Source organism: Streptomyces sp. NPDC001219 (genome assembly GCF_053597915.1).
Map to the genome: position 1 here is coordinate 30,566 of NZ_JBSFJF010000024.1, position 23,684 is coordinate 54,249.

Consider the following 23,684-nt stretch of genomic DNA (forward strand, 5'->3'; position numbering starts at 1 on the left):
GGAGCGGGAGGGAGGCTCGCGGGCCCGTGCCGCATCCCGGGCGGCGCCCTGGCGGCCCCTCCGGCGGCGGCCGGTGAGCGGCCCGCCGGTGCGAGCCGATCGGGTACGGAACCGCCCGCCCCGGTGTCGCTTCCGCTCCCGCGGCGGGCCGCGTGAGAGCACGTGAGGGGTGGACCCCGATCAGCACACCCGTACCCGGCGGATGTTCCTGCACGCCGCGGTCGTGCTCGGGACGCTCTCCGCCGCCCGGGTCCTCTTCCCGTCCGACGAGGGCACTCCGGAGACCGGCCCGCGGCCGCCGGCCCCGTCGCCGGCGAAGCCCTCCGGTACCGAGGGCGGGCCGCTGATGACCGCCGAGCGCCCGGGGAGTGCCCCGGGGCCGTTCCGGCTGCGCCCGATGGCCGGTGAGACCTCCCGCTCCGGGCCGGGCGCCTCACCCCCGCACCCCGATGTCGCCTTCCGCCTGTCCACCGACCGCCGGGAGGTCTTCCTCACCTTCGACGACGGGCCGCACCCCGCCCACACGCCCGACATCCTGCGGATTCTGCGCCGCCACGACACCCGCGCCACGTTCTTCGTCATCGGCGAGAACGCCGTCGAGTTCCCCGACCTGCTGCACGCCCTCGCCGACGACGGCCATGCCGTCGCCAACCACACCTGGAGCCATCCGCAGCTGACCACGCTGCCGCCGGGCGCCGTCCACAGCGAACTCGGCCGCACCAGCGCCCTGATCGAGGACGTCCTCGGCACCGCTCCCGACATGGCCCGCGCCCCGTACGGCGACTGGGACGACCCCTCGCTGAGCATCTGCAACGCCCTGGGCATGTCCCCCGTCGGCTGGGCGGTCGACTCGCAGGACTGGACCGCTCCGGGGGCCGAGGCCATCGCCTACACGGTGCTGGACGCGCTGCACCCCGGGGCGATCGTGCTGTCGCACGACGGGGGCGGTGAGCGCAGCCAGACCGTGGAGGCGCTGGACTGGTATCTGCCGCGGCTGCTGGACGAGGGCTATCGCCCGGTCCGAATCGTGCCCTGACCGGCGGCCCGCGGGCTCCCGGGGGCGGCCGCGGTGAGAGCGGTCACCCCGTGCGGCGGAAACCGACTCAATGGTTTATCGTTCAATTTGGAAGCGGGTGCCGACCCGACGGCGCCGCACGGCCCGCCACCGCGAAGCCGGCCCAGCGCCGCCCCGCGGCAGGCCCGGAGGCCACCGCCGTCGCCGCCCGCGCCCCCGAGACCGCCCCGGCCGAATTCCCCCGTTCGGCCGGGGCTTCCCCGTTCTCAGCGCAGGTACGACGCCCCGTTGACGTCCAGCACCGTCCCGGAGGTCCACTGCGCCTCGGGCGAGGCGAGGTAGTGGACGGCGGACGCGATATCGGCGGGCGCGGCGACCCGGCCGAACGGGCTCTGCTGCCGCACGTCCTCGGTGAGCCGGTCAGCGACCCGCTCGGTCTCCACGAAGCCCGGAGCCACCGAGGCCACCCCGATGCCGTACGGCGCCAGGTGGACCGCCAGCGACTGGCCCATCGCGTGCAGCGCCGCCTTGGACGCGCCGTACGCCGGGTGGTCCGGTTCGCCGCGGAAGGCGCCGCGCGACCCGATGTTGACGATCCGGCCCGCCACCTCCCGCTCGATCATGTTCCGCGCCGCGCCGTAGCTGACATGCGCAGCCCCCAGCAGGTTCACGTCCACGACCTGCCGCCAGGCGTCCCGCCAGTCCTCGAACGAGGTGCGGTCCAGGGGGTGGGCCACGTTCGCGGCCGCGTTGTTGACGAGCACATCGACACCGCCCAGCCCGGCCACCGCCGCCTCGACCAGCGCCGCCGCGCCGTCGGGTGTCCGCAGGTCGCCCTGCACCAGCACATGCCCGCTCCCCGCGAGCCCCGCGAACGCCTCCTCCGCGGCCGCCCGCCGCGACGCGTAGTGCAGCGCGACCCGGTCCCCGTGCGCGGCGAAGACCTCGGCCACCGCCCGCCCGATCCCCCGCGACGCCCCGGTCACCAGCACCGCCCGGCTCATCGGACACCCTCCGCCCCGGCCCGCGGACGGCGGCGGCAGCCGGCCCGCCCGGGGGGCCTGTCGAGTGCGGTGAACGCCCAGGAATGGTTCATCAACGGATCGGTCCTCATCTCGTGCGCCGGCACAAACGGTCGTGAGGCATCGTAAGGAGGCGCCCCGCGACGGCGCTCGGGGCCGGTGGGGCACCCGTTCGGGCGCCACCCGTATTCCCCGGCGGGCATGCCGCGGCGGCGGAACGGGCGTTGACTGCTGGATGTCCGTATGTGCCAGCAGCGCCGGCCCGCATCGGGAGCACCTATGTCGTCGCCGAGGAATCCGAGCGGGCCGGCCGCGTCCGGTGAGCGGGGACTGCTGCGGCGGACCGGTGAGTGGTGTGCCCGGCACTTCGTCGTCGTTCTCGTCCTGTGGCTGGCAGCCCTGGCGGGGCTGCAGGTGCTGCAACGCACCTACGGCGGGGAGTACTCCGACGACTTCGCACTGCCCGGTGTCCAGTCGACGCAGGGCCGCGAGGTGCTCCAGCGGCACGACCCGAAGGCGGGGGGCTACAGCAGCCAGGTCGTGCTGCACGACGACACACCGCTGACGGGCTTCCGCGACGACATCGACGGTGCCGTCACCGCGCTCGGCAAGCTGCCGGACGTGCTGTCCGCGCAGAACCCGCTGCCGGCGCCCGGCGCCCCGCCTCCCGCGCGGCCGCCCGGGGCGCCGGACGTCGGGCCGCTGTCCACCGACGGCCGCACCGCGTACATCACCGTGCGGTTCAGCGTGCAGCCGTCCACGCTGAAGCCGGATTATCTGGACGGGGTCGACGCGGCGGTGCGGCCGCTGCGCTCCGCGGGCGTGGAGGTGGAGTACGGCGGGTCGCTGGGTGAGCTGGCCCGGCCGGAGCCCGACGACCGGACCAGCGAGGCGATCGGCTTCGGGGTGGCGATCCTGGTGCTGCTGGTCGGCTTCGGGAGTGTCCTGGCGGCCGGTATCCCGCTGCTGACCGCGCTGATCGGCGCCCTCTGCGGACTGGCCTGCCTGGGGCTGGTCGCCGCCGTCTTCGTCTTCGCCACCGTCTCCCCCACCCTGGCCACGATGATCGGCCTCGGCGTCGGGATCGACTACGCGCTCTTCCTGCTCACCCGGCACCGGCAGAACCTCATGGACGGCGCGGACCCGGTGACCGGGGCGGGCCGGGCCGTGGCGACCAGCGGCCGGGCGGTGCTGGTGTCCGGCTGCACGGTCATCATCGCGCTGATGGGACTGTGGGTCTCGGGCGTCTCCTTCATCGGCAAACTGGGGGTGGCGGCCGCCGTCACCGTGGTCTCGGCGGTGCTCGGCGCGCTCACCCTCGTACCGGCGCTGCTCGGGCTGGCCGGCCGCCGGATCGACCGGCTCCGGGTCCGCCGCCCGATCGCCGAGACGGACGCCGAACCGGGCGAGGAGGCACACGGCACCTGGCACCGCTACGCCCAGCGGGTGGAGCGCCGCCCGTGGTGGTACCTGGCGGGCGGGGTGTTCGTGGTGGTCGTGCTGGCCCTTCCGGTCTTCTGGATTCAGCTGGGGCACATCGGCGACGGCGCCGACCCGAAGTCGTTCACCGACCGGCGCGCCTTCGACCTGATGTCCTCGGCGTTCGGCCCCGGTTCCAACGGCCCGCTGACCCTCGTCATCGACCAGTCCGCGGTCCCCCAGGCGGACCGCCCGATGCTGGCGACACAGGCGCAGCAGACGCTCACCGACGTCCCGGGCACCGCCTTCGTCACGCCGCTGAAGGCCACCCCGGACGGCGCGGTGCTGACCGGCACCGCCTACTCCACCCAGGCCCCGCAGAACGCGGACACCACGGACCTGGTCAACCGCCTCAAGCACGACCTGCTGCCGGCGGCCGTCAAGGGGACCGACGCGCACGGCTATGTGACCGGCACGACCGCCGGCCAGGTGGACTTCCTGGACATCGTCGCCAGCCGGCTGCCACTGATCATCGCCGTGGTCGTCGCGCTCGCCTTCGTCATCATCCTGGCCGTCTTCCGCGGGGTGCTGGTCGCGGTGAAGGCGGCGGTGCTCAACGTCCTGTCGATCGCCGCCTCGTACGGGGTGGTGGTGGCGGTCTTCCAGTGGGGCTGGGGCGGCCCGGCGCTCGGGGTCTCGGGCACGGTGCCGATCGAGAGCTACGTCCCGATGATGATGTTCGCGATCGTCTTCGGGCTGAGCATGGACTACGAGATCTTCCTGCTGTCGCGGGTGCACGAGGCATGGCTGCGCACCGGCGACGCGAAGGCGAGCGTGGCGCACGCCCTGGAGATCACCGCCCGGGTGATCACCTGTGCCGCACTGATCATGGTGAGCGTGTTCGCCGCGTTCATCATCAGCGACAACATCGTGGTGAAGATGCTGGGCCTGGGCCTGGCGGTGAGCGTGCTGATCGACGCCACCGTGGTCCGGCTGCTGCTGGTGCCCGCGGTGATGACGCTGCTGGGCCCGGCGGCCTGGTGGACGCCCCGGTGGCTGGACCGCGTCCTGCCGCATGTCCGTACGGAGGGCGAGGAGCAGCTGCCCGCTGAGGGACCGCCGCGCGGGGACGCGCCGCGGAGCGGGGCCCGGCCGGGCGGCGGCGCCTGAGGGCCCCGGCCGGCCCGGCCGCCACCGCCGGCCGCCGTCCGATCTGCGAACGCCCCCGTCTCGCCCGATCATCGAACCATGGCCCCGTCCGCCGAGCGTGGCTCGGCCCCGTACCCCGTGATCCGGCCGATGCTGGCCACGATCGGCCCGCTGCCCGCCGCGCACGAGGAGGCGGCCTGGGCGTTCGAGGCCAAATGGGACGGGGCGCGCTGCATCGTCAACACCCCCGGCGACGGCACCATCCGGCTGGTCACCCGCGCGGGCAACGAGGCGACCGGCAGCTACCCGGAGCTGGCGCCGCTGGGTGAGCAGCTGCGGGGGCGGCCCGCGGTGCTCGACGGTGAGGTGGTGGTGCTGGACGCGCGCGGACGGCCGGACTTCGGGCTGCTGCAGCGCCGGATGGGGGTGGTGAACCCGCGCCGCACGGCCCGGCTGGCGATGGAGTACCCCGTCCACCTCGTCCTCTTCGACCTGATGTATCTGGACGGCTCGCTGCTCGGGTCGCCGTACTACGAGCGCCGGTCCCTGCTGTCCGGGCTGCGGCTGCGCGGCCCGAACTGGTCGTCGCCGGAGTATCTGGCGGGCCAGGGGCAGCAGGCGTGGGAGGCCTCGCTGCAGGCGGGGCTGGAGGGGGTGGTGGCCAAGCGGCTTTCCTCGGCCTATCTGCCGGGTGTGCGGTCGCCCGAGTGGCGCAAGACCAAGCATGTGCTGACCCTCGACGTGGTCATCGGGGGCTGGACGGAGGGGCACGGCGGGCTGACCGGGCTGCCGGGCGCCGTGCTGGCGGGGGTGGCCGAGCCCGCGGGGCTGCGGTATGTCGGCTCGGTCGGCTCGGGGCTGTCCGACCGCGAGCGCCAGGAGCTGGCGCGGTACCTGGACGTGATCCCGCTCGACCGGTCCCCGTTCCTCAACCCGGTGGAGCTGGCGGGGGTGCACTGGGCCGAGCCCCGGCTCGTCGCCGAGGTCACGCACACCGGCTGGACCTCGGCCGGCCGGCTGCGGCATCCGATCTGGCACCGGCTGCGGCCCGACCTCACCCGCCTCGGCTGAGCCCGGCCGCCCGGCTCGCCCGGGCCGCGGCGGTGCGCCGGGCGGCTGACACGAGGGAGTACCCGCCCCCGGCCGGGAAGGCTCGCCCTGAGGACCGGAGCAACCGCAGACGGAAGGAGTCGGTGATGCCCCAGCCCGACGCCGGCAACAACGGCGGCACCACGGACGGCGCGGCGGACGGCGCCACACCCGCCGCCACGGACGGCAATGTCGCGTACGGCAGGAAGCCCTTCAAGCGTTCCAGGAGCCACTTCGCGGACCGTGTCACGGCGGACGGGCGCGACGGCTGGCCGGTCGAGGCGGGCCGCTACCGGCTGGTGGCCAGCCGCGCCTGCCCCTGGGCGAGCCGCGCCGTCATCTCCCGGCGGCTGCTCGGCCTGGAGGACGCGGTCTCGCTCGCCGTCACCGACCCGATCCAGGACGACCGCAGCTGGCGGTTCACCCTGGACCCGGACGACCGCGACCCCGTCCTCGGCATCCGCTTCCTCAGCGAGGCCTACGACGCCCGGGAGAAGGACTACCCCGGCGGGGTCAGCGTGCCCGCCCTCGTCGACGTGCCCAGCGGGCAGCTGGTCACCAACGACTTCCAGCGGCTCACCCTGGACTTCGCGACGGAGTGGACGGCGCTGCACCGGCCCGGCGCACCCGACCTGTATCCGGAGCCGCTGCGCGAGGAGATCGACATCGTCATGGCGGGCGTCTACCGGGACGTCAACAACGGCGTCTACCGGGCGGGTTTCGCCACCGGGCAGAGCGAGTACGACGCCGCCTTCCGCGATCTGTTCCGGCGTCTGGACCTGCTGTCCGAGCGCCTGCACGACCGCCGCTACCTCGTCGGCGACACCCTCACCGAGGCGGACATCCGGCTGTTCACCACCCTGGTCCGCTTCGACTGCGTCTACCACGGGCACTTCAAGTGCAACCGGTTCAAGCTGGCCGAGGACCCGGTGCTGTGGGCCTACGCCAAGGACCTCTTCCAGACGCCCGGCTTCGGCGACACCGTCGACTTCCACCACATCAAGCAGCACTACTACCAGGTGCACACCGGCATCAACCCGACCGGCATCGTCCCGGGCGGACCGGACCTCTCCGGCTGGCTGACGCCGCACCACCGTGAGGAGTTGGGCGGCCGGCCGTTCGGCGACGGCACCCCGCCGGGCCCGGTGCCGCCGGCCGAGGAGGTGCCGCCCAGCGGACGCCCCGAGCATCTGCTGACCGGCGCCTGACCCGCCTCCGCGCCCGCCCCCGGCCGCCGGGAACCGGCCCCGGCCGCCGGGCCGTGAGACCCTGAGAGCAGACAGCACGGACACACCAGCGGTGCACCGGAGCCTGCCGCGCAGGCGCCGAGCACCCGGGCCCCGGTTCGCCGCCGCACTCCACCCGCCCCACGCGCCACGCGAGGAGTGAGCCCGATGAGGATGGTCCTGACGGCCCGGATACCGACCGAGGCCGGCAACGAAGTGATCCAGAGCGGCAGTCTGCCGAAGATCATGGAGACGGCCCTCGCCGCCCTTCAGCCAGAAGCCGCCTACTTCACCCTCGACGGCGGCGAGCGCACCGCCTACTTCTACTTCGACATGACCGAGTCGTCGCAGATGCCGACGCTCCTCGAATCGTTCTTCATGGATCTGCACGCGAAGGTCTCGCTCCAGCCGGTGATGAACACCGCGGAGCTGCGCAGCGGTCTCGGCCAACTGATGAGCGGCACCTGAGCCACCGCCCGGCCCGGCGCCCCCTCACTCCGCCCCGGTGCCCTCCGGTTCCCGGCGCGCCAGCCCCGCCAGCACGTCGAGCGCCTCGGCCAGCACGTCGAGGGGCGGCGAGGCGAGCGCCAGCCGTACGGCGTTCGGCGCGTGGGCCGGGCCGACGGCGAAGGCCCCGGACGGGGTGACGGCGATGCCGCGGCGTGCGGCGGCGGCCACGAAGGTGTCGGCCCGCCAGGGGTCCGGAAGCTCCCACCAGCAGTGATACGCCTGCGGATCGGCCTGTACCCGGAATCCGGCGAGCCGTTCGGCGGCGATTCGCTGCCGTGCCGCGGCGTCGCCGCGCTTCTCCGCCTCGGCGGCCGCCGCGGTGCCGTCGGCCATCCAGCGGGTCGCCGCGTCGAGCGCGAAGCCGGCGGCGGTCCAGGTCCCCGTCCTGAGGGCGGCCGCGAAGTCCGGTGCGCTGTCCGCGGGCACGGTGAGGAATCCCAGTGACAGTCCGGGCGCGAGCCGTTTGGACAGGCTGTCGATGACCACGGTGCGCTCCGGCGCGAGGGCGGCGAGCGGGGAGAGGTCGTCGCGGAGGAATCCGTAGATCGCGTCCTCGATGGCGTGGAGGTCCAACTCCCGGAGAACGGCGACGAGTTCGGTGCGGCGGCGGACGGGCATGGTGCGGCCGAGCGGGTTGTGGAGGGCGGGCTGGAGGTAGACGGCGCGCAGCGGAGGGGCGGTGCGCAGCGCCTCGGGGGTCAGGCCGTGCTCGTCCATGGCGAGGGGGACGAGCGTGACGCCGAGGCGGGCCGCGATGCCCTTGACCACGGGGTAGGTGAGCGCCTCGACGCCGAGCCGCTCACCGGACGGGACCAGCGCGGCGATCGCCGCGGCCAGCGCCTGCCGCCCGTTGCCCGCGAAGAGCAGCTGCCCGGGGTCCGGGGCCCAGTCGCCGCGGGCGAGGTGCGCGGCCGCGGTCCGCCGGGCCGCGGCCGTGCCGGTGGCCCCCACCGGGCGGAGCGCACCGGCCAGCGCGTCGGGGCGCAGCAGATGCCCCAGGCTCTTCGCGAGCAGCGCCGGATGGCCGGGCAGCACCGGGAAGTTCAGCTCCAGGTCGACCCGCGCCCCGCCCGGCTCGGCGAGGGCGGGTTCGGCCGCGGGCGCGGCGGCGCGGACGAAGGTGCCGCGGCCGACCTCCCCCACCGTCAGCCCGCGCCGGCCCAGTTCCCGGTACACCCGGGCCGCGGTCGAGCCGGCGATCCCCCGGTCGCGGGCGAACCGCCGCAGCGGCGGCAACCGTTCCCCCGGGGGGAGCCGGCCGGCCGCGATATCCGCCGCCAGGTCATCGGCGAGCGCGCGGTAGTCGTCCACCCTGTCCACCCTTCACTCCCTCGGACGCCGCCACCGACGCCGCACCAGGCACTGCACTCGGGCAGTGCACACCACCACTGCACACGGACACTGAGCACAATATTGCACCGAGTGCATTATTTCTATTGTACCGAGAAATTGCGCTCTATAGCATCGAGGCGTCACATCACCACAGAGGGGACACACCATGGGTTCGGTCGCTTGCCGGGGGATCACGGTCGGATACGAGGACGAGGGCAGCGGGACGCCGCTGGTACTGGTGCACGGGCACCCCTTCGACCGCTCGATGTGGCGCCCGCAGACCGAGCACTTCAGCCGGGCCGGATGGCGGGTGATCGTCCCCGATCTGCGCGGTTACGGGGAGAGCACGCCCGTGCCCGGCACCACCCCGCTGGAGACCTTCGCCCGCGACCTGCTCGCCCTGCTCGACCACCTCGGGATCGGGCGCTTCGTCCTCGGCGGGCTGTCCATGGGCGGCCAGATCGTCATGGAGTGCTACCGGCTCTTCCCGGAGCGGATACGGGGCCTGGTCTTCGCCGACACCTTCGCCGCGGCGGAGACCACGGAGGGCAGGACCCGCCGCCACGACATGGCGGAACGGCTGCTCCGCGAGGGCATGACCGGCTACGCCCAGGAGGCGCTGCCCACGATGGTGTCCGCGCACACCCTCACCCACCGGCCGGACGTCGCCGCCCACGTCCTGGCCATGATGACGGCCACGCCCCCCGAGGGCGCCGCCGCCGCACTCCGCGGCCGCGCCGAACGCCCCGACTACACGGCGCTGCTCTCCCGGATCTCGGTACCGGCCCTGGTGGTGGTCGGCACGGAGGACGCCCATACGCCGGTGAGCGACGCCCGCGACATCCACACCCGGGTCCCGGACGCCACGCTGGCGGTCATCGAGCAGGCGGGCCATCTGCCCAACCTGGAATGCCCGGACGAATTCAACGCCGTACTGGCGGAGTTCCTCCGCTCCCTCCCGGAGCACGCGGAGACGGCCGCGGCGCACGGCTGACGACGGACGGGAAGGAGGGCGCGGAGCCGGTGCCGGGCACCCGTCTCCGCGCCCCCGAACGGCCGTCAGTGCGCGTCGTAGATGCCCTGATAGTGGCCGAGCGCGGTCTCGCGTACCGTGCCGTCGCTCCAGTGGTCGAAGCGTCCCGGTGCCAGCCGGGCGGGGTCCACCACGGTGCGGCCGGTCTCCAGCAGCATGGCCGCCAACTGCCGGCCCACACCGGCGGCATGGGTGACCCAGCTCGCCTCCGCGACCCACAGGCCGGGCACCGCGGTCACCGGGCCGACGAGCGGCAGCTCATCGGGCGTCAGGGCGAAGGCGCCATTGAGCCTGCGGCCCGGCGCGGCCTCCCGGAAGGCCGGGACGAGCCGGTGCGCCTCGGCCAGCGCGGAGCCGAAATCCGCCTCCCGGAAGGGAAGTTCGGCGCTGTCGCGGGTGGCGGCCGGCTCCCAGGGCAGGGGGCGGTGCGCATAGCTGCCCAGGCCGTAGCGGCGGCCGTGCCGCCGGGTGTAGACGGCGTGGTCGGGGTAGCGCACGATCGGCGCGTCGATGGGGGTGTCGTCCAGCTCGGGCCGTTCCGCGGTGAAGACGTACGGATGCTGGACGTCCACCATCGGCAGCCGTACTCCCACCCCGGCCGCCAGCACCGGGCCCCAGATACCGGTGGCGAGCACCACCCGGCCGGCCCGCAGCAGTTCACCCGCGCCGGTGCGCACCCCGGTCAGCCGCCCGCGGTCCGTCTCCAGGGAGGCCACGGGCGTACGCCAGCGGAAGCGGGCACCGGCCCGCTCCGCTGCGGCGACCAGCAGCCGGGTCAGGCCCACCGGATCGGCGGCGCCGTCGGACGGGATGTACAGGGCGCCCAGCGCCCGTTCGGCATCGACCAGCGCGGGAGCCAGCGCCACGGCCTCCGCCGCGTCGAGCACCCGCGCCTCGATACCCAGGCCGCGGCCGTGCAGCACATCCGCACGGGCCTGCGCCAGGCGCTCCTCGGTGGTGGCCACTTCGAGGCAGCCGACCGGCCAGAAGGCCGGTTCGTCGGCGGCGGCGGACAGCTCCCGGTAGGTGGCCACACTGTCCTTCGCCAGTACTGCCAGCTCGGGCGTGGCGCTGAGCTGGCCAACGAAACCTGGCGCCAGGCCCGTTGAACCGGGGAGCGTGTCGCGGTCCCGGGCGTCCACCACGGTCACCCGCTCGTGGCCGAGCCGCGTCAGGTGATACGCCACCGCGGCGCCCACCACACCGGCTCCGACGACCAGTACCTCTTCTCCCGCGGCCATACCGCTCCCCACTCCCGACTGTCCGACGGTGACGGCGTTCCCGCCCCTCGGATCGTAAGCACGCCGCCCGTTCGGCGCGGACCCGGGTGCGCCCCCTGGCGCGCTCCCCGACTCCCCCTGGACCCAAGGGCGTTACCCAGCCGTAACCTACCGACGGGTTACCAGAGGTAAGGAGTGGACCTTACTCTCCAGTCACATTCGGGTGCACCGCACGCCCCACCTGTCCCCGGACAGCGTGCGGCGGCCCGCAGCGAGATCTGGAGCAGAAGATGAGGCCCTCCCGTACGACACTGCGCGCCGCGGTCAGCACCGTCTCCGCGGCGGTGCTGGCCACCACGGTTCTCGCCGGCGCGCCGGCCACCGCCGAGGCGGCGACGCCACAATCCGCCACCACGGCAGCGGCGTCGGGCGCCCCCTCCGTGCGGTTCGTCGACATCGAGGGCGACGGCGGCACCACCCTCAAGGCGAACGTCTTCACTCCGGCCGGCGCCGACGGCACCCGGCGCTACCCCGTCATCGTGCTGCCCACCAGCTGGTCGATGCCGCAGATCGAGTACATGGCGCAGGCCAGGAAGCTGGCCGAAGCGGGCTATGTCGTCGTCGGATACAACTCGCGCGGCTTCTGGCAGTCCGGCGGCGAGATCGACACGGCCGGTCCGAAGGACGTCGCCGACGCCTCGAAGGTCATCGACTGGACGCTGGCCCACACCCCGGCCGATCCGCGGAAGGTCGGGATGGGCGGGGTCTCCTACGGTGCCGGGATCAGCCTGCTGGCTTCCGCGTTCGACAAGCGGATCAAGGCGGTCGCGGCGCTCAGCGGCTGGGGCGACCTCGTCGGCTCGATCTACAGCGGCCGCACCGAGCACCGGCAGGCCGCGTCGTTCCTGGGCGGCACCGGCGAGCTGACCGGACGCCCCAGCCCCGAATTCCGCACCATCATGAAGGACTTCCTGGCCTCGAACCTGGACAAGGAGCAGGACCTGATCGCGTGGGGACGCAAGCGCTCCCCCGCCACCTATCTCGACCGGATCAACGCCAACGGCGCGGCCATCATGCTGGGCAACGCCTGGGGCGACTCCATCTTCCCGCCCAACCAGACCGCCGACTTCTACGAGAAGCTGACCGGCCCCAAGCGGCTGGAGTTCCGCCCCGGTGACCACGCCACGGCCGAAGGGCTCGGGCTGTTCGGGCTGCCCAACGACACCTGGACCGACACCCAGCGGTGGTTCGACCACTACCTCAAGGGCGCGGACAACGGCATCGACCGGGAGTCGCCGGTGCTGCTCAAGTCCCGTTCCACCGGCGCGTACGAGGGCTACAAGAGCTGGAAGGACGTCCCGTCCGCGCAGCGCCGGATCGAGCTGGGCGACAGCAAGAAGATCCACACCAACTGGAACTCCGGCGCCGACGGCGGGCTGGTCATCCTCTCCAGCATGATGGACCAGTTCTTCCGGCTGCCGCCGATGGCCTCGATCCCGCTGCTGCCGCGCCCGCTGGCCGCCGTCTGGCAGTCCGAGCGCTACGGGACCGAGCAGCGGGTCAGGGGAACCACCCGGCTGCACACCACCGTGACCAGCACCGCGGAGAGCGGCACCGCCATCGCCTACCTCTACGACGTGGGCCCGCTCGGCATCGGCAAGCTGGTCACCCACGCGCCGTACACCTTCCACGGCAAGACCCCGAACCAGCCCTTCGGCGTCGACCTGGACCTGTTCTCCACGGCCTACGACGTCCCGGCCGGCCACCGTCTCGCCGTGGTCGTGGACACCGTCGACCCGCTGTACAACGAGCACAACCCGTCCGGCGCCCGTCTGACGTTCTCCTCCCCGGCGGACGACCCGTCGTATGTGTCGGTGCCGGTGCGCGACTAGGCCAGGTCCACTCCGCCCCCAGGACCGGGAGTTCCGCCGTGAGGTCCGGCCGGGGGCGCCTGCCGTGGTGCCGGGGCGGGCCGGGGGGAGTCCGGACGACGAGTCAACGGGCTGCTCCCCGGCCCCCCTTGAGATCGCCTGACGTAACGGCGACGATGGCTGCCGTCACAGCCCCTTGCCGCATGCGGCCCCGGTGGACGCATCGCGCTGCGCCAGAATGGTGGGTAGCGATGCACAGCCGACCCGAGGCGCCGGAAACAAGGTGACACCATGACCACACGGCAGGTCCGCAAGCGGTGCCAGGCGCTCGTCAGCGCGCTCGACTTGCCCAGTCCCTTCTCCGTCGAGGCCCTCGTCCGCGAGCTGTCGGTCCGGCGGGGCCGGCCCATCCGCATCCACACCCTGACGCTCGGCTCCGCCATGAGCGCCTGCGGCCTGTGGATCGCCACCGATTCCTGCGACCACATCTTCGTCGAGGAGAAGACCACCCGGTTCCACCAGGAGCACATCGTCCTCCACGAGATCGGCCACATCCTGTGGGATCACGGCACCGACGAGGACGAGAGCCACCGCGCGCTCGCCGCGCTGCTGCCCGACCTGCGCCCCGACGTGGTCAGACGGCTGCTGGGCCGCACCAGCTACACCTCCGAGCAGGAACAGGAGGCGGAACTCGTCGCCAGCCTCATTCACTCGGCCGCGGGTATGCTGCCCCCTTCGTCCTCCCCAGGGGTGCGCGGCACCCTCGAAGTCGCCCTGGGAATCCGCAGGTAGGAGCGTGCACATGCACTCCCTCTACGAACTGGGCACCCGCGTCGAACTCACCGGCGCACTGGCCCTGTGGCTGGTGATCATCCTCCGGCTGCCCACCGCCCGCCGCTCCCGGCAGCAGAAGACGCTGCTGATGTCGGCGGTCGGCCTCGCCGGATCGATCACCGTCTATCTCGACCCCGTCACCGCGGCACTGAACCACGCCTTCCGCTTCGCCGAGAGCTGCGGCCTGTTCATGAACGGCTGGGGCGTCGTCAGTTCGGCCCTCATCCTCGACTTCGTGCTCGCCGCGATGTCCCGGCGCCGGCCCTGGCTCGTCTACGGCCCGATGGTCCTCACCATCGCCGCGCTGATCGCGCTCAACTACACGGTCGCGCCGGACGCCGGCTGCGTCACCAGCCAGGCCGTCGCCTGGTACAGCCCGTTCTGGTGGCTGCTCATCGCGGCCCACCTCATCGGCACCATCCCGTGCGCCGTGCTGTGCGTGCGCTACGGGCGCCGGGCCGGCGACGACCGGCCGGTACGCACCGGGCTCCTGCTGCTCGCCGCCGGGTTCACCTCGTCCGCCACGTTCTGGTGTGTCGTCCTGGCCTTCCTCCTCGCCCGGCCGCCCTGGCTCGGGGCGCTGTTCCCGCTCAACATCGGGGTCACGGCCTGGATGATGACCGCCGGAATCGGTCTCCCCCTGGTCGTCACCGTCCGCCGGGCCGCCCGCGACCTGAGCGCCCTGTGGCGCCTGTACCCCCTGTGGCGCGAGGTCACCGAAGCCGTTCCGTACGTCGCCCTGGACAAGCCGGTCCCCCGCCTGCGCGCGGTGCTCGGCGGGCCGCGCACGATCCGCCTCCGGCTCTACCGCCAGGTCATCGAGATCCGCGACGCCCTGCTGGTGCTCCACGACTATGTGACGTCCGAGGCGATGGAGGCCGCCCGGCACCACATCGGGTCACAGCAGCTGCCCGGGGAACAGGTCGAGCCTGCGGTCACCGCCTGCTGGCTGTGCACCGCCCTCGACGCCCGGCAGGCCGCGGCCACCCCCCGGCCGAACCAGCTCACCCCCGGAGGGCCCGCCCACGACGGCCTCCGCAGTGAGGCCGACTTCCTGCTCGCCGTCCTCCGGGCGCGGGCGCTGCCCGCCGTACGCTCGTTCGCCGTTCCGCCCACACCGGCCGAAGCCACACCGGCCGAGGCCGCACAGGCCCGTCCCGCGGTGCCGGACCAGCGTGCCCCCCACTCGCCACCCTCTCGCACGAGTTAGGAATCCATGACCCAGCAGTCCGCCCGCACCCCCTACACCAGCGGCATGTTGAGCAATGACGCCGGCCGTGAGCGGGACCGCCTGACGTCCATCCAGGGCAGCGTGGACACGTTCACCACCGGAATCCTGGACCGCCTCCCCGTCGAAGCCTCCTGGAACTGCCTGGAGTTGGGCGCCGGCGCCGGCTCCATCGCCTACTGGCTCGCGGAACGGTGCCCGGAAGGACGCGTGGTCGGCGTCGACCTCGACACCCGCCACCTCGACGCCGGCCGTGCCGCGAACCTGGAGGTCCAGGAAGCCGACATCACGGACGAGGACTACGCCCCCGGCAGCTTCGACCTCATCCACGCGCGCTACCTGTTCTGCCATCTCGCCACACGCGACGAGATGGTGGCGCGGGTCAGCCGCTGGCTGGCCCCCGGTGGCTGGCTCGTCATCGAGGAGCCCTACCACCTGCCCGGTGCCACCTCCCCCTTCCCCGTGATGCGGCGCATCCTCGACGCCTACCAGCGCATGTACCACGAGCACGGCGCCGACCTCACCTGGGTCAGGGGCCTGCCCGCCCTGCTGGCCGGCAGCGGGCTGTCCGACGTCGCCTTCGCCGCCAACCCCGGCTTCATGGGCGGACTCGACAAGGACCGCTGGCTCCCGCTCATCAGCCAGGCCGCACCCACCCTCCTCGCCGACGGTCTGGTCACGGAGGCCGACCTGGCGGAGTTCCACACCCTCCTCAAGGACCCGGCGTTCATCGACATCCCCCAGATGACCCTCTCCGCCTGGGCCCGTCGCCCGGCGTAGGTGCCGTCCGCGGGCGGGCCGGGCCGAGGCCGCCGTGCGCGGTGCCCGGCCCCCGCGAGATGATCAAGGGGATGAGCAACCACCACCCGCACCTGCCCACCACCGAGTCCGCCGTCACCGCGATCCGTGCGGTCGCGGCCGAGTACCGCCTCGGCCTGACCGTCACGGACGACATCGGCGCGGACCGGACCTCCCGCCGCACCTCCGCCGGGGTGTTCACCGTCCTGGACCCGGACGGCTCGCTGCCGCACGAGGCCTTCGTGGAACTGGGCGGGTCGCCCGCGGTCACCGTCCAGGTCTTCCCCGAGGACGATGCGACGATCACCGTGGAGGGGGTGGAGTTCGCCGACGTCCCGCGGGACGCGGTGCCGGCGTTCCTGCGGTCGGTGTACGGCGGTCTCGCCCACGTCAGGACGCGGTTCCTCCCGCCGGGCCAGTGGCTGGTCGTGCCGCTGCCCGGCGACGAGACGTACCGGGAGCCGGTCTTCCGCGGCGCGCTCACGCCCTGGCTCGCGCGCGGCCTCCGCTGATCCCGGGGCCCGGCGCTCAGGCGGGCGGCTTCGGCCGCTGTCCCCCGGGCAGCAGGGTGCCCGGTTCCGGGGCGGCCACCTCGACGGCCTCGACCTTGGGGTTGCGCCGCTGCCGCTTGGAGACCCAGTTGGCCAGCCACGACAGCAGCATGCACATCCCGATGTAGATCGGCGAGATGATCATGACGACGGGGATGAACGGCAGGTCGTAGTCGAGGTTGGACGCGATGAGCTTGCCGGCGTGCAGGAACTCCTCGTAGGTGATGAGGAAGCCGAGCGAGGTGTCCTTCAGGGCGACCACCAGCTGGCTGATGATCGCCGGGAGCATCGCCCGCACCGCCTGCGGCACCAGGACGTGCGTCATGACCTGGGTCTTGCGCATGCCCAGGGCGTAGGCGGCCTCCCGCTGGCCGCGGTCGACGGAGTTGACGCCGGTACGGAAGACCTCGGCGAGCACCGAGCCGTTGTAGAGGGTCAGTCCGGCGACCAGGGCGGGCAGCGGCTCCACCTTCAGGGCCACATAGATGAAGAAGATCATGACCAGGACGGGCATGGCCCGGAAGAACTCCACCAGCAGGGTGCTCACCCAGCGGGCGATGCGGTGCTCGGAGAGCCGGCCGGTCGCCAGCACCGCGCCGAGCGCCAGCGACAGCACCGCCGCGAAGGCGAAGGCCTTCAGGGTGTTGCCCAGGCCCCGGAGCAGGAGATCCTGGATTCCGGTGTAGGTGAAGGGGGTCCACTTCGCCGCGACGAACTGGCCGGTGGCGAAGAGCAGGTAGATGATCCAGGCGAGCAGCGCGAGGATGACGACCGTCCCGGCGAGACCGTAGAGCCGGTGCCGCTGCCGGGTCCGCGGGCCGGGGATGTCGTAGAGAGCGGTGGTCATCGGGCGGCTCCGAAACGCTTCTCCAGCACGTTGAAGAGCGCGCTGATGGTCAGGGTCACGAGCAGATAGCCGACGGCGATCCAGACGAAGGTCCAGATGATGCTGTAGCCCATCTCGCTGAGCGGCTTGTAGACCCCGAGCAGTTCGACGACGCTGAAGGCGCCGGCGATCGCGGAGTTCTTGGCGAGCGCGATCAGCGTGGAGCCGATGGGCGGGATGACGGACCGGAAGGCCTGCGGCAGCACGATGTCACCGAGGGTCTGCGGGAAGGTCATGCCCAGGCTGCGGGCCGCCTCGCCCTGCCCGACCGGCACGGTGTTGATGCCGGAGCGCACCGCCTCGCAGATGAAGGCGGAGGTGTAGCAGCCCAGCGCGAGGATCGCGAACAGCTTGAAGGGCAGCACCAGACCGAACCGCGGCAGGCCCAGCACCACGGCGAAGAACAGCAGGGTGAGCGGGGTGTTGCGCAGCACGGTCACCCACGCCGTGCCGAAGGCGCGCAGCGAGCCGACCGGTGCGACCCGGAACGCGGCCATCAGGAAGCCGAGGGCGAGGGCGAGCAGGGAGGCGTAGACGGTGAGTTCGACGGTGCCCAGCAGGCCCTCCCCGTAGAGGGAGAGGTTGTCCAGAAGAACGTTCATCGGTCAGTTCCTTGCCGGCTCAGGTCGCCGGGTAGCGGTCGATCGGGGGCGGCTGGGGGGCGGGCACTCCGGACAGGCCGAGGGTCGCCTCGTACGCCTTGCGCCAGAGGCCGTTCTTCTCGGCCGCGGCGAGGGCGTCGTCGAGGGCGAACCGCAGCGCGTTGTCGCCGCGCGGGACGCCGATGCCGTACGGCTCCTCGGAGAACGGCTTGCCGACCACCTTCAGCTCCTCGGGCACCTTGGCGGCGTAGCCCAGCAGGATCGCGTCATCGGTGGTGACCGCGTCGACCTGGTAGGTGAGCAGGTTGTCGACACACACCGAGTAGGTGTCGTAGGAGACCAGGACCGCCTTGGGGTACTCGGCCTGGATGCGCTGGTAGGGCGTCGAGCCGGCCGCCGAGCAGACCCGTTTGCCGGCCAGGTCCTGCGGGCCCTTGATGTCGTTCTCGTCGGTGCGCACCAGCAGCGACTGGCCGGCCATGTAGTAGGGGCCGGCGAATCCGACCAGCTTCTTGCGCTTGTCGTTGATGGTGTAGGTGCCGACGTAGAGGTCGATCTGGCCGTTCTGCAGGGCGGTCTCGCGGTTGGCGGAGGAGATGGTCTTGAACTCGATGGTGCTGGGCGGGAAGCCGAGGGCCGCGGACATCATCCTGGCGATCTCGATGTCGAAGCCGGCGTAGAGACCGGAGGCCGGGTCCTTCTCGCCGAGGTAGGGCTGGTCCTCCTTGACGCCGATGACGAGGTGGCCGCGGCGCTTGGCCTTCACCCAGGTCGGGGACTCGGGCAGGGAGAAGCCCTTGGCGACCGGGTACTGGGGCAGTTCACTGCCCGTGGGGCCCTTGACCGGCGGGCTGCCGGGCCGGCCGCAGCCGGCGAGGGCCAGTGCGAGCGCGGCGAGCACGAGCGCCACGAGGGCGCGGCGCAGGGGCGCGGAGTGACGGTGCATCATCGCGGCGCCCCCGTTCAGTGCTTGAGGATCTTGGAGAGGAAGTCCTTCGCCCGTTCGCTGCGCGGCGCGGTGAAGAACTCCTCGGGCGTGCGGTCCTCGACGATGCGGCCGTCGTCCATGAACACCACACGGTTGGCGGCGGAGCGGGCGAAGCCCATCTCGTGGGTGACCACGACCATCGTCATGCCGTCCCGGGCGAGCCGGCGCATCACTTCCAGCACCTCGTTGATCATCTCCGGGTCGAGGGCGGAGGTCGGCTCGTCGAAGAGCAGGGCCTTGGGGTCCATGGCGAGGGCGCGGGCGATGGCGACGCGCTGCTGCTGGCCGCCGGAGAGCTGTGCGGGGTACTTGTCGGCCTGGGACGCGAGCCCGACCCGGTCCAGGAGTTCCCTGGCGTGCCGGGCGGCCTCGTCCTTCTTCTGCTTGCGGACCTTGACCGGCGCCAGCATCACGTTGGCCAGCACGGTCTTGTGGGCGAAGAGGTTGAAGGACTGGAAGACCATGCCGACTTCGGCGCGCAGCTGGGCGAGCGCCCGGCCCTCGTCGGGCAGCGGTCTGCCGTCCAGGGTGATGCTGCCCGACTCGACGGTCTCCAGGCGGTTGATGGCCCGGCACAGGGTGGACTTCCCGGACCCGGAGGGCCCGATGACCACGACCACCTCCCCGCGGCCGACGGTGAGGTCGATGTCCCGCAGGACATGGAGCTTTCCGTAGTGCTTGTTGACCCCGCGCAGTTCAATCAGCGTCTCACCGGCCATATGCAGACCTGCCCACTCTCATCCGTACAGCGGAGAGCCCGCAACCTACCGGGGTACATGGGGCACTTCGCCGCTGACACGCACGTATGCGCGGAGATGGGCGGATAAATCAGGGTACGGATAAATCAGGGTTACCGATGAACGCCCCGCGGCCGGCCCGGCCCCGTCAGCGGCATCTTCGGCGGGTCAGGCCTCGGAGACCTCGGCACAGATCTGGGAGAGTTCGGGCACGCCGGTGTCGGCCCACTCATGGCCCGCGGCGACCACGTCGATCTCCCGGCCGGACGCCAGCCGGACCACCGGCTGCCCGTCCGGCCAGACATGCCAGACGGCGCCGCGTACCGTGCGGACCAGCACCGTGCCGAGGTAGAGGCCGGCGTCGTTGCCGAGCCAGGGCAGCACCTCGGGGTCGTCCCGCCACACGGGCTGGAGCTGGTCCAGCAGCTCCAACGAGCGCACGGAGTCGTCCAGTTCCACCCCCGCGTCCGCCGCCTGGGCCCGCAGCAGCTCGCACTCGGACAGCAGCTCGACGACGCTCTCGGGGTCGGCGCGCACCGACTCCGCGAGCGGCACGGACCGGTGCGCTTGATGACGCTTGCGCCACTTGTCCAGGAAAGACATGTTCATGGTGTGCAGGGTCCCACCCGGTCTGCGGACGGGGCCACAGGCGCGCGGCGTCATCGTGCCCCGTTCGTCACCTTGACGCTCCCCCGTCGTCTCCCTAGCTTCATGGCGCTCGGATCGGATCTGCTGCATCCGCACAAGCCCCCGCCCCTCGTGGGCGCGGCCCCGGATCGCAGCGCACCACCTGCCCGTTGGCGCCACCCGGAGGGATACGGACCGATGCGTGTACGACGATGGGGCACCGCCCTGACCCTGCTTCTCTTCACGGCCGCACTGCCGGCCGCCGGCCTCGGCACGGCCACCGCCGCACCGGCCGGTGCCGCGCGGTCTCCGCACCGCCCGCTGCCCTTGGCGCGGCACTTCGACAACCGGGCGGTCAGTGACAACTCCGCCCCCGGCGCCGCCGACTTCGACGGTGCGGGCCGTTCGCTGTCCGCCCAGGACCTGGCGGCGGCCGGCTGGTCACCGGGGAGCGCACTGACCCTCGACGGCACCCGGCTCGGGCTGCCGCGTACGGCACCCGGTACACCGGACAACGTGGTGGCGGACGGCCAGACGGTGGCGGTCCAGGGCCGGGGCGAGGCGCTGACCTTCCTGGTCGCCGGGACGGGCGGCACCGCCTCCGGCAGCGGGACCGTGCACTACCGGGACGGCTCCCGCAGCGGCTACGAACTCACCGCACCCGACTGGCGGTCGGGGCCGCTGAGCACCAAGGCGGTGGCACTGCCGCACCTCAACGGCCCGGACGGGCCGGCGGCCGGTCCGGCGCGGCTGTACGCGGTGACCGTGCCGCTGCGGGCCGGGCGGGAGGTGGCCTCGGTGGTGCTGCCCCCGGCGGACGGGGCGGCGGGCGCGCTCCATGTGTTCGCGGTGGCGGTACGCGACGCCGGTCCCAGGACCGGGAGTTGGGCGGCGAGCACCGCGGGCTACCGGGCGGTCGGGCCGTGGACGGACCGTACGCTGCGGCTGGTCGTGCACAGCGGCGCGGGCGGGCCGCGGGCCCGTGTCCGGCTCGCCAACACCTTCGCGGCCGCGCCGGTGGACATCGGGGCGGCCAGCATCGCGGTACGCGGCGCGGGGGCGGCGGCGGACCGGGCGCCGACGCCGCTGACCTTCGGGCGGGGGAAGTCCGGGACCCGCATAGCGGCCGGGGCGGAGGCGTTCAGCGACCCGGTGGACTTGACCGTTCCGGCCGGCGCCGATCTGCTGGTGAGCATCCATCTGCCGGGGACGGTGACCGCGGCGCCGGTGCACCAGGAGGCGGCCCAGCAGTCGTACCTGAGCGCGGCGGGCAGCGGGAACCGCACGGCGGACGCCGGGGGCGCGGCCTTCCCGGAGACGATGACCTTCTGGCCGTTCCTGACGGGGATCGACGTCGAGGGCGGCCCCGGCTCGATCGTGGCGCTGGGCGATTCGATCACCGACGGGGTGAAGTCGACGAGCGGCACCAACCGGCGCTGGCCCGACGTCCTGGCCCGCCGCTTCCAGACCCAGCAGGCGCTGCCCCGCTACGGCGTGCTCAACCACGGCATATCGGCGAACCGCATCGTCACCGACCGCTATCCGGGCGACGGGGTCAGCACCGACAGCGGTGGGGTCAGCGCCCAGCACCGGCTGGAGCGGGACGTGCTGGCGCAGCCCTCGGCGCGGACGGTGGTGGTGTTCGAGGGCATCAACGACGTGCGCTGGGGGACCTCGTCCGACGAGGTCATCGCCGGTCTGCGGGCGCTGGCGCGGCGGGCGCACGAGCGGGGGCTGCGGGTCGTGGCGGCGACCATCGCGCCCTGTGAGGGCTACCCGGACTGCACCCCGGCCGTGGAGGCCCGCCGGCAGGCCGTGAACGCCTTCATCCGGGCCGGCCGGGGCACCGTCTTCGACGCGACCCTGGACTTCGACGCCGTGGTCCGCGATCCGCAGCGGCCCCAGCGGATGCTGCCCGCCTACGACAGCGGCGACCATCTCCACCCCGGGGACGCGGGCCTGCGGGCACTGGGGGAATCCGTGGACCTGCGGACGCTGGTGCCGGGACGCCGCTGACGGCCCCGCCCGGCGCGACGGCCCCGGGGCGGTGACCCCGGGGCCGTCCCCGCCGGCTCAGCCCTGGACGTCGAGGTCCACCACGACCGGGGCGTGGTCCGAGGCGCCCTTGCCCTTGCGCTCCTCGCGGTCCACATAGGCGTCCGAGACGGCCTTGGCGAACGGCGCGTTGCCGTAGACCAGGTCGATGCGCATCCCGCGGTTCTTGGGGAACGCGAGCTGGCGGTAGTCCCAGTAGGTGTACGGCCGGTCGTACTTGAGCGGGCGCGGGACGACGTCCGACAGACCGGCCTCCCGCAGGGCCGCCAGGGCGGCGCGCTCGGCGGGCGTGACATGGGTGGAGTCCACGAACACCGCCGGGTCCCAGACATCCTCATCCGTCGGCGCGACGTTGTAGTCACCGAGGACCGCGAACGGGCGGGGGCCCGCCGCGTCCTCCGCGACCGCCGTCTTCAGCGCCTCGAACCAGCCGAGCTTGTAGGCGTAGTGCGCATGGCCGACCTCGCGGCCGTTGGGGACGTACACCGACCAGACGCGGGCCTGACCACAGGTCGCCGAGACGGCCCGCGGCTCCTGCGCCCCCTCGTACTCCGGGCCGCCGGGGAGGCCCATGACGACGTCGTCGAGCCCCACCTTGGACAGCAGGGCGACACCGTTCCACCGGCCGTTGGCGTTGACCGCGGCCTCATAGCCGAGTTCGCGCAGCGCGTCGTGCGGGAACTGCTCGGCGGTGCACTTGGTCTCCTGGAGGCACAGCACGTCCGTGCCGGTGCTTTCCAGCCAGGCCAGCAGCCTCGGGAGGCGGGCGGTGATCGAATTGACGTTCCAGGTCGCGATGCGCATGTCTGCAAACCTACAGCGAGGGACTGACAGTCCGGCCGTCAGCCGAGTGTGGTGCCGGTGCCGGGCGTGAGCCGGCCGTGGTCGGCGCCGCCCAGCTTGTCGATCATGGAGTCGTAGATCGGGCGGGCGTGGTCCTGGAGCAGGCTGTCGTGGATGTCGATGGCCCGTCGGGGCGCGACCTCGCGGACGTAGTCGATGATCTCGGCGACCTTGTTCCAGGGGGCGTGCACGGGCAGCAGGAGGGTGTCGACGGAACGGCCCTCCGGGACGGTGAGGGCGTCGCCCGGGTGGAAGACCGCACCGCCGTCGATGAGGTAGCCGACGTTGGTGATGCGCGGGATGTCGGGGTGGATCACGGCGTGCAGCTGGCCGTGCACCTCCACCTCGAAGCCGGCTGCGGTGAAGGTGTCCCCCTCGCCGACCGTGTGCACCCGGCCGGGGAACGCGGCCGACAGCTGCTCGGCGACGCTGGCCAGCGTCCAGATCTCGGCCGCCGGATTGGCCTCCATGCCCGCCCGCAGCCGCTCCTCGTTGAAGTGGTCCATGTGCTCATGGGTGACGAGGATCGCGTCCGCACCGACGGCCGCGTCCTCCTCGCTGAAGACACCGGGGTCGATGACGAGCGACCGCCCGTCCTTCTCCAGCCGGACACAGGCGTGGATCTTCTTGGTGAGTTCCATGGGGCCAT

General features: G+C 72.7%; 22 protein-coding genes. 12 read left to right on the forward strand and 10 right to left on the reverse strand.

Annotated features, from left to right (window positions below):
- Positions 1 to 169 precede the first annotated feature (169 nt).
- A complete protein-coding gene (locus ACWC9R_RS17835) occupies positions 170 to 1,036 on the forward strand; it encodes a polysaccharide deacetylase family protein (protein ID WP_450732570.1) in 867 nt (288 codons plus the stop codon).
- Between the two features lie 245 nt (positions 1,037 to 1,281).
- Here ACWC9R_RS17835 and ACWC9R_RS17840 read toward each other — a convergent pair whose 3' ends face one another.
- Positions 1,282 to 2,019: an SDR family NAD(P)-dependent oxidoreductase gene (locus ACWC9R_RS17840; RefSeq protein ID WP_450732572.1), complete on the reverse strand. Its 738-nt coding sequence runs from the start codon at positions 2,017 to 2,019 to the stop codon at positions 1,282 to 1,284.
- 297 nt (positions 2,020 to 2,316) lie between these two features.
- On the opposite strand from ACWC9R_RS17840, the gene ACWC9R_RS17845 reads away from it, so the two are divergent.
- The 4 genes from ACWC9R_RS17845 to ACWC9R_RS17860 all read left to right on the forward strand — a co-directional run bounded on the left by ACWC9R_RS17845 (position 2,317) and on the right by ACWC9R_RS17860 (position 7,388).
- Complete coding sequence (locus ACWC9R_RS17845; RefSeq protein WP_450732574.1) at positions 2,317 to 4,626, forward strand: MMPL family transporter; 2,310 nt, start codon at positions 2,317 to 2,319, stop codon at positions 4,624 to 4,626.
- A gap of 78 nt (positions 4,627 to 4,704) precedes the next feature.
- Entirely contained in the window at positions 4,705 to 5,676 is a 972-nt protein-coding gene (ligD, locus tag ACWC9R_RS17850) for a non-homologous end-joining DNA ligase (protein ID WP_450732576.1), read from the forward strand.
- 125 nt (positions 5,677 to 5,801) lie between these two features.
- Positions 5,802 to 6,902 (forward strand): glutathione S-transferase family protein, encoded by a 1,101-nt coding sequence (locus ACWC9R_RS17855; protein ID WP_450732578.1) that lies wholly within the window; start codon positions 5,802 to 5,804, stop codon positions 6,900 to 6,902.
- Between the two features lie 186 nt (positions 6,903 to 7,088).
- On the forward strand, positions 7,089 to 7,388 hold the full coding sequence (locus ACWC9R_RS17860) for a hypothetical protein (protein ID WP_450732580.1): 300 nt from the start codon (positions 7,089 to 7,091) through the stop codon (positions 7,386 to 7,388).
- 24 nt (positions 7,389 to 7,412) lie between these two features.
- Here the strand turns inward: ACWC9R_RS17860 and ACWC9R_RS17865 are convergent, their stop codons facing one another.
- Positions 7,413 to 8,741, reverse strand: coding sequence for an aminotransferase-like domain-containing protein (locus ACWC9R_RS17865; protein WP_450732679.1), 1,329 nt, complete (start codon positions 8,739 to 8,741; stop codon positions 7,413 to 7,415).
- A gap of 187 nt (positions 8,742 to 8,928) precedes the next feature.
- Here ACWC9R_RS17865 and ACWC9R_RS17870 point away from each other — a divergent pair, with 187 nt between their 5' ends.
- Complete coding sequence (locus ACWC9R_RS17870) at positions 8,929 to 9,756, forward strand: alpha/beta fold hydrolase (RefSeq protein WP_450732582.1); 828 nt, start codon at positions 8,929 to 8,931, stop codon at positions 9,754 to 9,756.
- A 65-nt stretch (positions 9,757 to 9,821) separates the two neighbouring features.
- Here ACWC9R_RS17870 and ACWC9R_RS17875 read toward each other — a convergent pair whose 3' ends face one another.
- Entirely contained in the window at positions 9,822 to 11,036 is a 1,215-nt protein-coding gene (locus tag ACWC9R_RS17875) for an NAD(P)/FAD-dependent oxidoreductase (protein WP_450732584.1), read from the reverse strand.
- Between the two features lie 269 nt (positions 11,037 to 11,305).
- On the opposite strand from ACWC9R_RS17875, the gene ACWC9R_RS17880 reads away from it, so the two are divergent.
- The 5 genes from ACWC9R_RS17880 to ACWC9R_RS17900 all read left to right on the forward strand — a co-directional run bounded on the left by ACWC9R_RS17880 (position 11,306) and on the right by ACWC9R_RS17900 (position 16,258).
- Positions 11,306 to 12,907 (forward strand): alpha/beta fold hydrolase, encoded by a 1,602-nt coding sequence (locus tag ACWC9R_RS17880; RefSeq protein WP_450732586.1) that lies wholly within the window; start codon positions 11,306 to 11,308, stop codon positions 12,905 to 12,907.
- A gap of 270 nt (positions 12,908 to 13,177) precedes the next feature.
- Positions 13,178 to 13,678, forward strand: a complete 501-nt coding sequence (locus ACWC9R_RS17885) for a hypothetical protein (RefSeq protein WP_362601401.1) — start codon at positions 13,178 to 13,180, stop codon at positions 13,676 to 13,678.
- A 10-nt stretch (positions 13,679 to 13,688) separates the two neighbouring features.
- Positions 13,689 to 14,930: an MAB_1171c family putative transporter gene (locus ACWC9R_RS17890; protein WP_450732588.1), complete on the forward strand. Its 1,242-nt coding sequence runs from the start codon at positions 13,689 to 13,691 to the stop codon at positions 14,928 to 14,930.
- A 6-nt stretch (positions 14,931 to 14,936) separates the two neighbouring features.
- A complete protein-coding gene (locus tag ACWC9R_RS17895) occupies positions 14,937 to 15,728 on the forward strand; it encodes a class I SAM-dependent methyltransferase (protein ID WP_450732590.1) in 792 nt (263 codons plus the stop codon).
- Positions 15,729 to 15,799: 71 nt separating this feature from the next.
- Positions 15,800 to 16,258 carry a hypothetical protein gene (locus ACWC9R_RS17900; RefSeq protein ID WP_450732591.1) on the forward strand — a complete coding sequence of 153 codons (459 nt, stop codon included), beginning with the start codon at positions 15,800 to 15,802 and terminating at the stop codon, positions 16,256 to 16,258.
- Positions 16,259 to 16,274: 16 nt separating this feature from the next.
- Here the strand turns inward: ACWC9R_RS17900 and ACWC9R_RS17905 are convergent, their stop codons facing one another.
- The 5 genes from ACWC9R_RS17905 to ACWC9R_RS17925 all read right to left on the reverse strand — a co-directional run bounded on the left by ACWC9R_RS17905 (position 16,275) and on the right by ACWC9R_RS17925 (position 20,119).
- Positions 16,275 to 17,144 carry an amino acid ABC transporter permease gene (locus ACWC9R_RS17905; protein WP_450732593.1) on the reverse strand — a complete coding sequence of 290 codons (870 nt, stop codon included), beginning with the start codon at positions 17,142 to 17,144 and terminating at the stop codon, positions 16,275 to 16,277.
- Positions 17,141 to 17,785, reverse strand: a complete 645-nt coding sequence (locus tag ACWC9R_RS17910) for an amino acid ABC transporter permease (protein WP_450732595.1) — start codon at positions 17,783 to 17,785, stop codon at positions 17,141 to 17,143. Before ACWC9R_RS17910 ends, ACWC9R_RS17905 begins: the two co-directional genes overlap by 4 nt.
- Positions 17,786 to 17,804: 19 nt before the next feature.
- Positions 17,805 to 18,734, reverse strand: coding sequence for a glutamate ABC transporter substrate-binding protein (locus ACWC9R_RS17915; RefSeq protein WP_450732597.1), 930 nt, complete (start codon positions 18,732 to 18,734; stop codon positions 17,805 to 17,807).
- Between the two features lie 14 nt (positions 18,735 to 18,748).
- Positions 18,749 to 19,492 carry an amino acid ABC transporter ATP-binding protein gene (locus ACWC9R_RS17920; protein WP_362601422.1) on the reverse strand — a complete coding sequence of 248 codons (744 nt, stop codon included), beginning with the start codon at positions 19,490 to 19,492 and terminating at the stop codon, positions 18,749 to 18,751.
- Between the two features lie 186 nt (positions 19,493 to 19,678).
- Positions 19,679 to 20,119 (reverse strand): DUF6278 family protein, encoded by a 441-nt coding sequence (locus ACWC9R_RS17925; RefSeq protein WP_362601425.1) that lies wholly within the window; start codon positions 20,117 to 20,119, stop codon positions 19,679 to 19,681.
- A 216-nt stretch (positions 20,120 to 20,335) separates the two neighbouring features.
- On the opposite strand from ACWC9R_RS17925, the gene ACWC9R_RS17930 reads away from it, so the two are divergent.
- Positions 20,336 to 22,153, forward strand: coding sequence for an SGNH/GDSL hydrolase family protein (locus tag ACWC9R_RS17930; protein ID WP_450732599.1), 1,818 nt, complete (start codon positions 20,336 to 20,338; stop codon positions 22,151 to 22,153).
- Between the two features lie 57 nt (positions 22,154 to 22,210).
- Here ACWC9R_RS17930 and ACWC9R_RS17935 read toward each other — a convergent pair whose 3' ends face one another.
- Both ACWC9R_RS17935 and ACWC9R_RS17940 read right to left on the reverse strand, forming a co-directional pair.
- A complete protein-coding gene (locus tag ACWC9R_RS17935; protein WP_450732600.1) occupies positions 22,211 to 22,996 on the reverse strand; it encodes an exodeoxyribonuclease III in 786 nt (261 codons plus the stop codon).
- Between the two features lie 38 nt (positions 22,997 to 23,034).
- The gene (locus ACWC9R_RS17940; RefSeq protein WP_362601434.1) at positions 23,035 to 23,676 is read right to left on the reverse strand and encodes an MBL fold metallo-hydrolase; all 642 of its coding nucleotides are present in this window, start codon (positions 23,674 to 23,676) and stop codon (positions 23,035 to 23,037) included.
- Between the last annotated feature and the right edge of the window lie 8 nt (positions 23,677 to 23,684).

Bases quoted from the DNA above. Each gene is read 5' to 3' on its own strand.
- ACWC9R_RS17870 (WP_450732582.1), top strand. From the start codon at position 8,929: ATGGGTTCGGTCGCTTGCCGGGGGATCACGGTCGGATACGAGGACGAG.
- ACWC9R_RS17895 (WP_450732590.1), top strand. From the start codon at position 14,937: ATGACCCAGCAGTCCGCCCGCACCCCCTACACCAGCGGCATGTTGAGC.
- ligD (WP_450732576.1), top strand. From the start codon at position 4,705: ATGGCCCCGTCCGCCGAGCGTGGCTCGGCCCCGTACCCCGTGATCCGG.
- ACWC9R_RS17885 (WP_362601401.1), top strand. From the start codon at position 13,178: ATGACCACACGGCAGGTCCGCAAGCGGTGCCAGGCGCTCGTCAGCGCG.
- ACWC9R_RS17920 (WP_362601422.1), bottom strand. From the start codon at position 19,492: ATGGCCGGTGAGACGCTGATTGAACTGCGCGGGGTCAACAAGCACTAC.
- ACWC9R_RS17890 (WP_450732588.1), top strand. From the start codon at position 13,689: ATGCACTCCCTCTACGAACTGGGCACCCGCGTCGAACTCACCGGCGCA.
- ACWC9R_RS17940 (WP_362601434.1), bottom strand. From the start codon at position 23,676: ATGGAACTCACCAAGAAGATCCACGCCTGTGTCCGGCTGGAGAAGGAC.
- ACWC9R_RS17905 (WP_450732593.1), bottom strand. From the start codon at position 17,144: ATGACCACCGCTCTCTACGACATCCCCGGCCCGCGGACCCGGCAGCGG.
- ACWC9R_RS17860 (WP_450732580.1), top strand. From the start codon at position 7,089: ATGAGGATGGTCCTGACGGCCCGGATACCGACCGAGGCCGGCAACGAA.
- ACWC9R_RS17880 (WP_450732586.1), top strand. From the start codon at position 11,306: ATGAGGCCCTCCCGTACGACACTGCGCGCCGCGGTCAGCACCGTCTCC.
- ACWC9R_RS17875 (WP_450732584.1), bottom strand. From the start codon at position 11,036: ATGGCCGCGGGAGAAGAGGTACTGGTCGTCGGAGCCGGTGTGGTGGGC.
- ACWC9R_RS17840 (WP_450732572.1), bottom strand. From the start codon at position 2,019: ATGAGCCGGGCGGTGCTGGTGACCGGGGCGTCGCGGGGGATCGGGCGG.
- ACWC9R_RS17845 (WP_450732574.1), top strand. From the start codon at position 2,317: ATGTCGTCGCCGAGGAATCCGAGCGGGCCGGCCGCGTCCGGTGAGCGG.
- ACWC9R_RS17925 (WP_362601425.1), bottom strand. From the start codon at position 20,119: ATGAACATGTCTTTCCTGGACAAGTGGCGCAAGCGTCATCAAGCGCAC.
- ACWC9R_RS17915 (WP_450732597.1), bottom strand. From the start codon at position 18,734: ATGATGCACCGTCACTCCGCGCCCCTGCGCCGCGCCCTCGTGGCGCTC.
- ACWC9R_RS17935 (WP_450732600.1), bottom strand. From the start codon at position 22,996: ATGCGCATCGCGACCTGGAACGTCAATTCGATCACCGCCCGCCTCCCG.
- ACWC9R_RS17900 (WP_450732591.1), top strand. From the start codon at position 15,800: ATGAGCAACCACCACCCGCACCTGCCCACCACCGAGTCCGCCGTCACC.
- ACWC9R_RS17855 (WP_450732578.1), top strand. From the start codon at position 5,802: ATGCCCCAGCCCGACGCCGGCAACAACGGCGGCACCACGGACGGCGCG.
- ACWC9R_RS17930 (WP_450732599.1), top strand. From the start codon at position 20,336: ATGCGTGTACGACGATGGGGCACCGCCCTGACCCTGCTTCTCTTCACG.
- ACWC9R_RS17910 (WP_450732595.1), bottom strand. From the start codon at position 17,785: ATGAACGTTCTTCTGGACAACCTCTCCCTCTACGGGGAGGGCCTGCTG.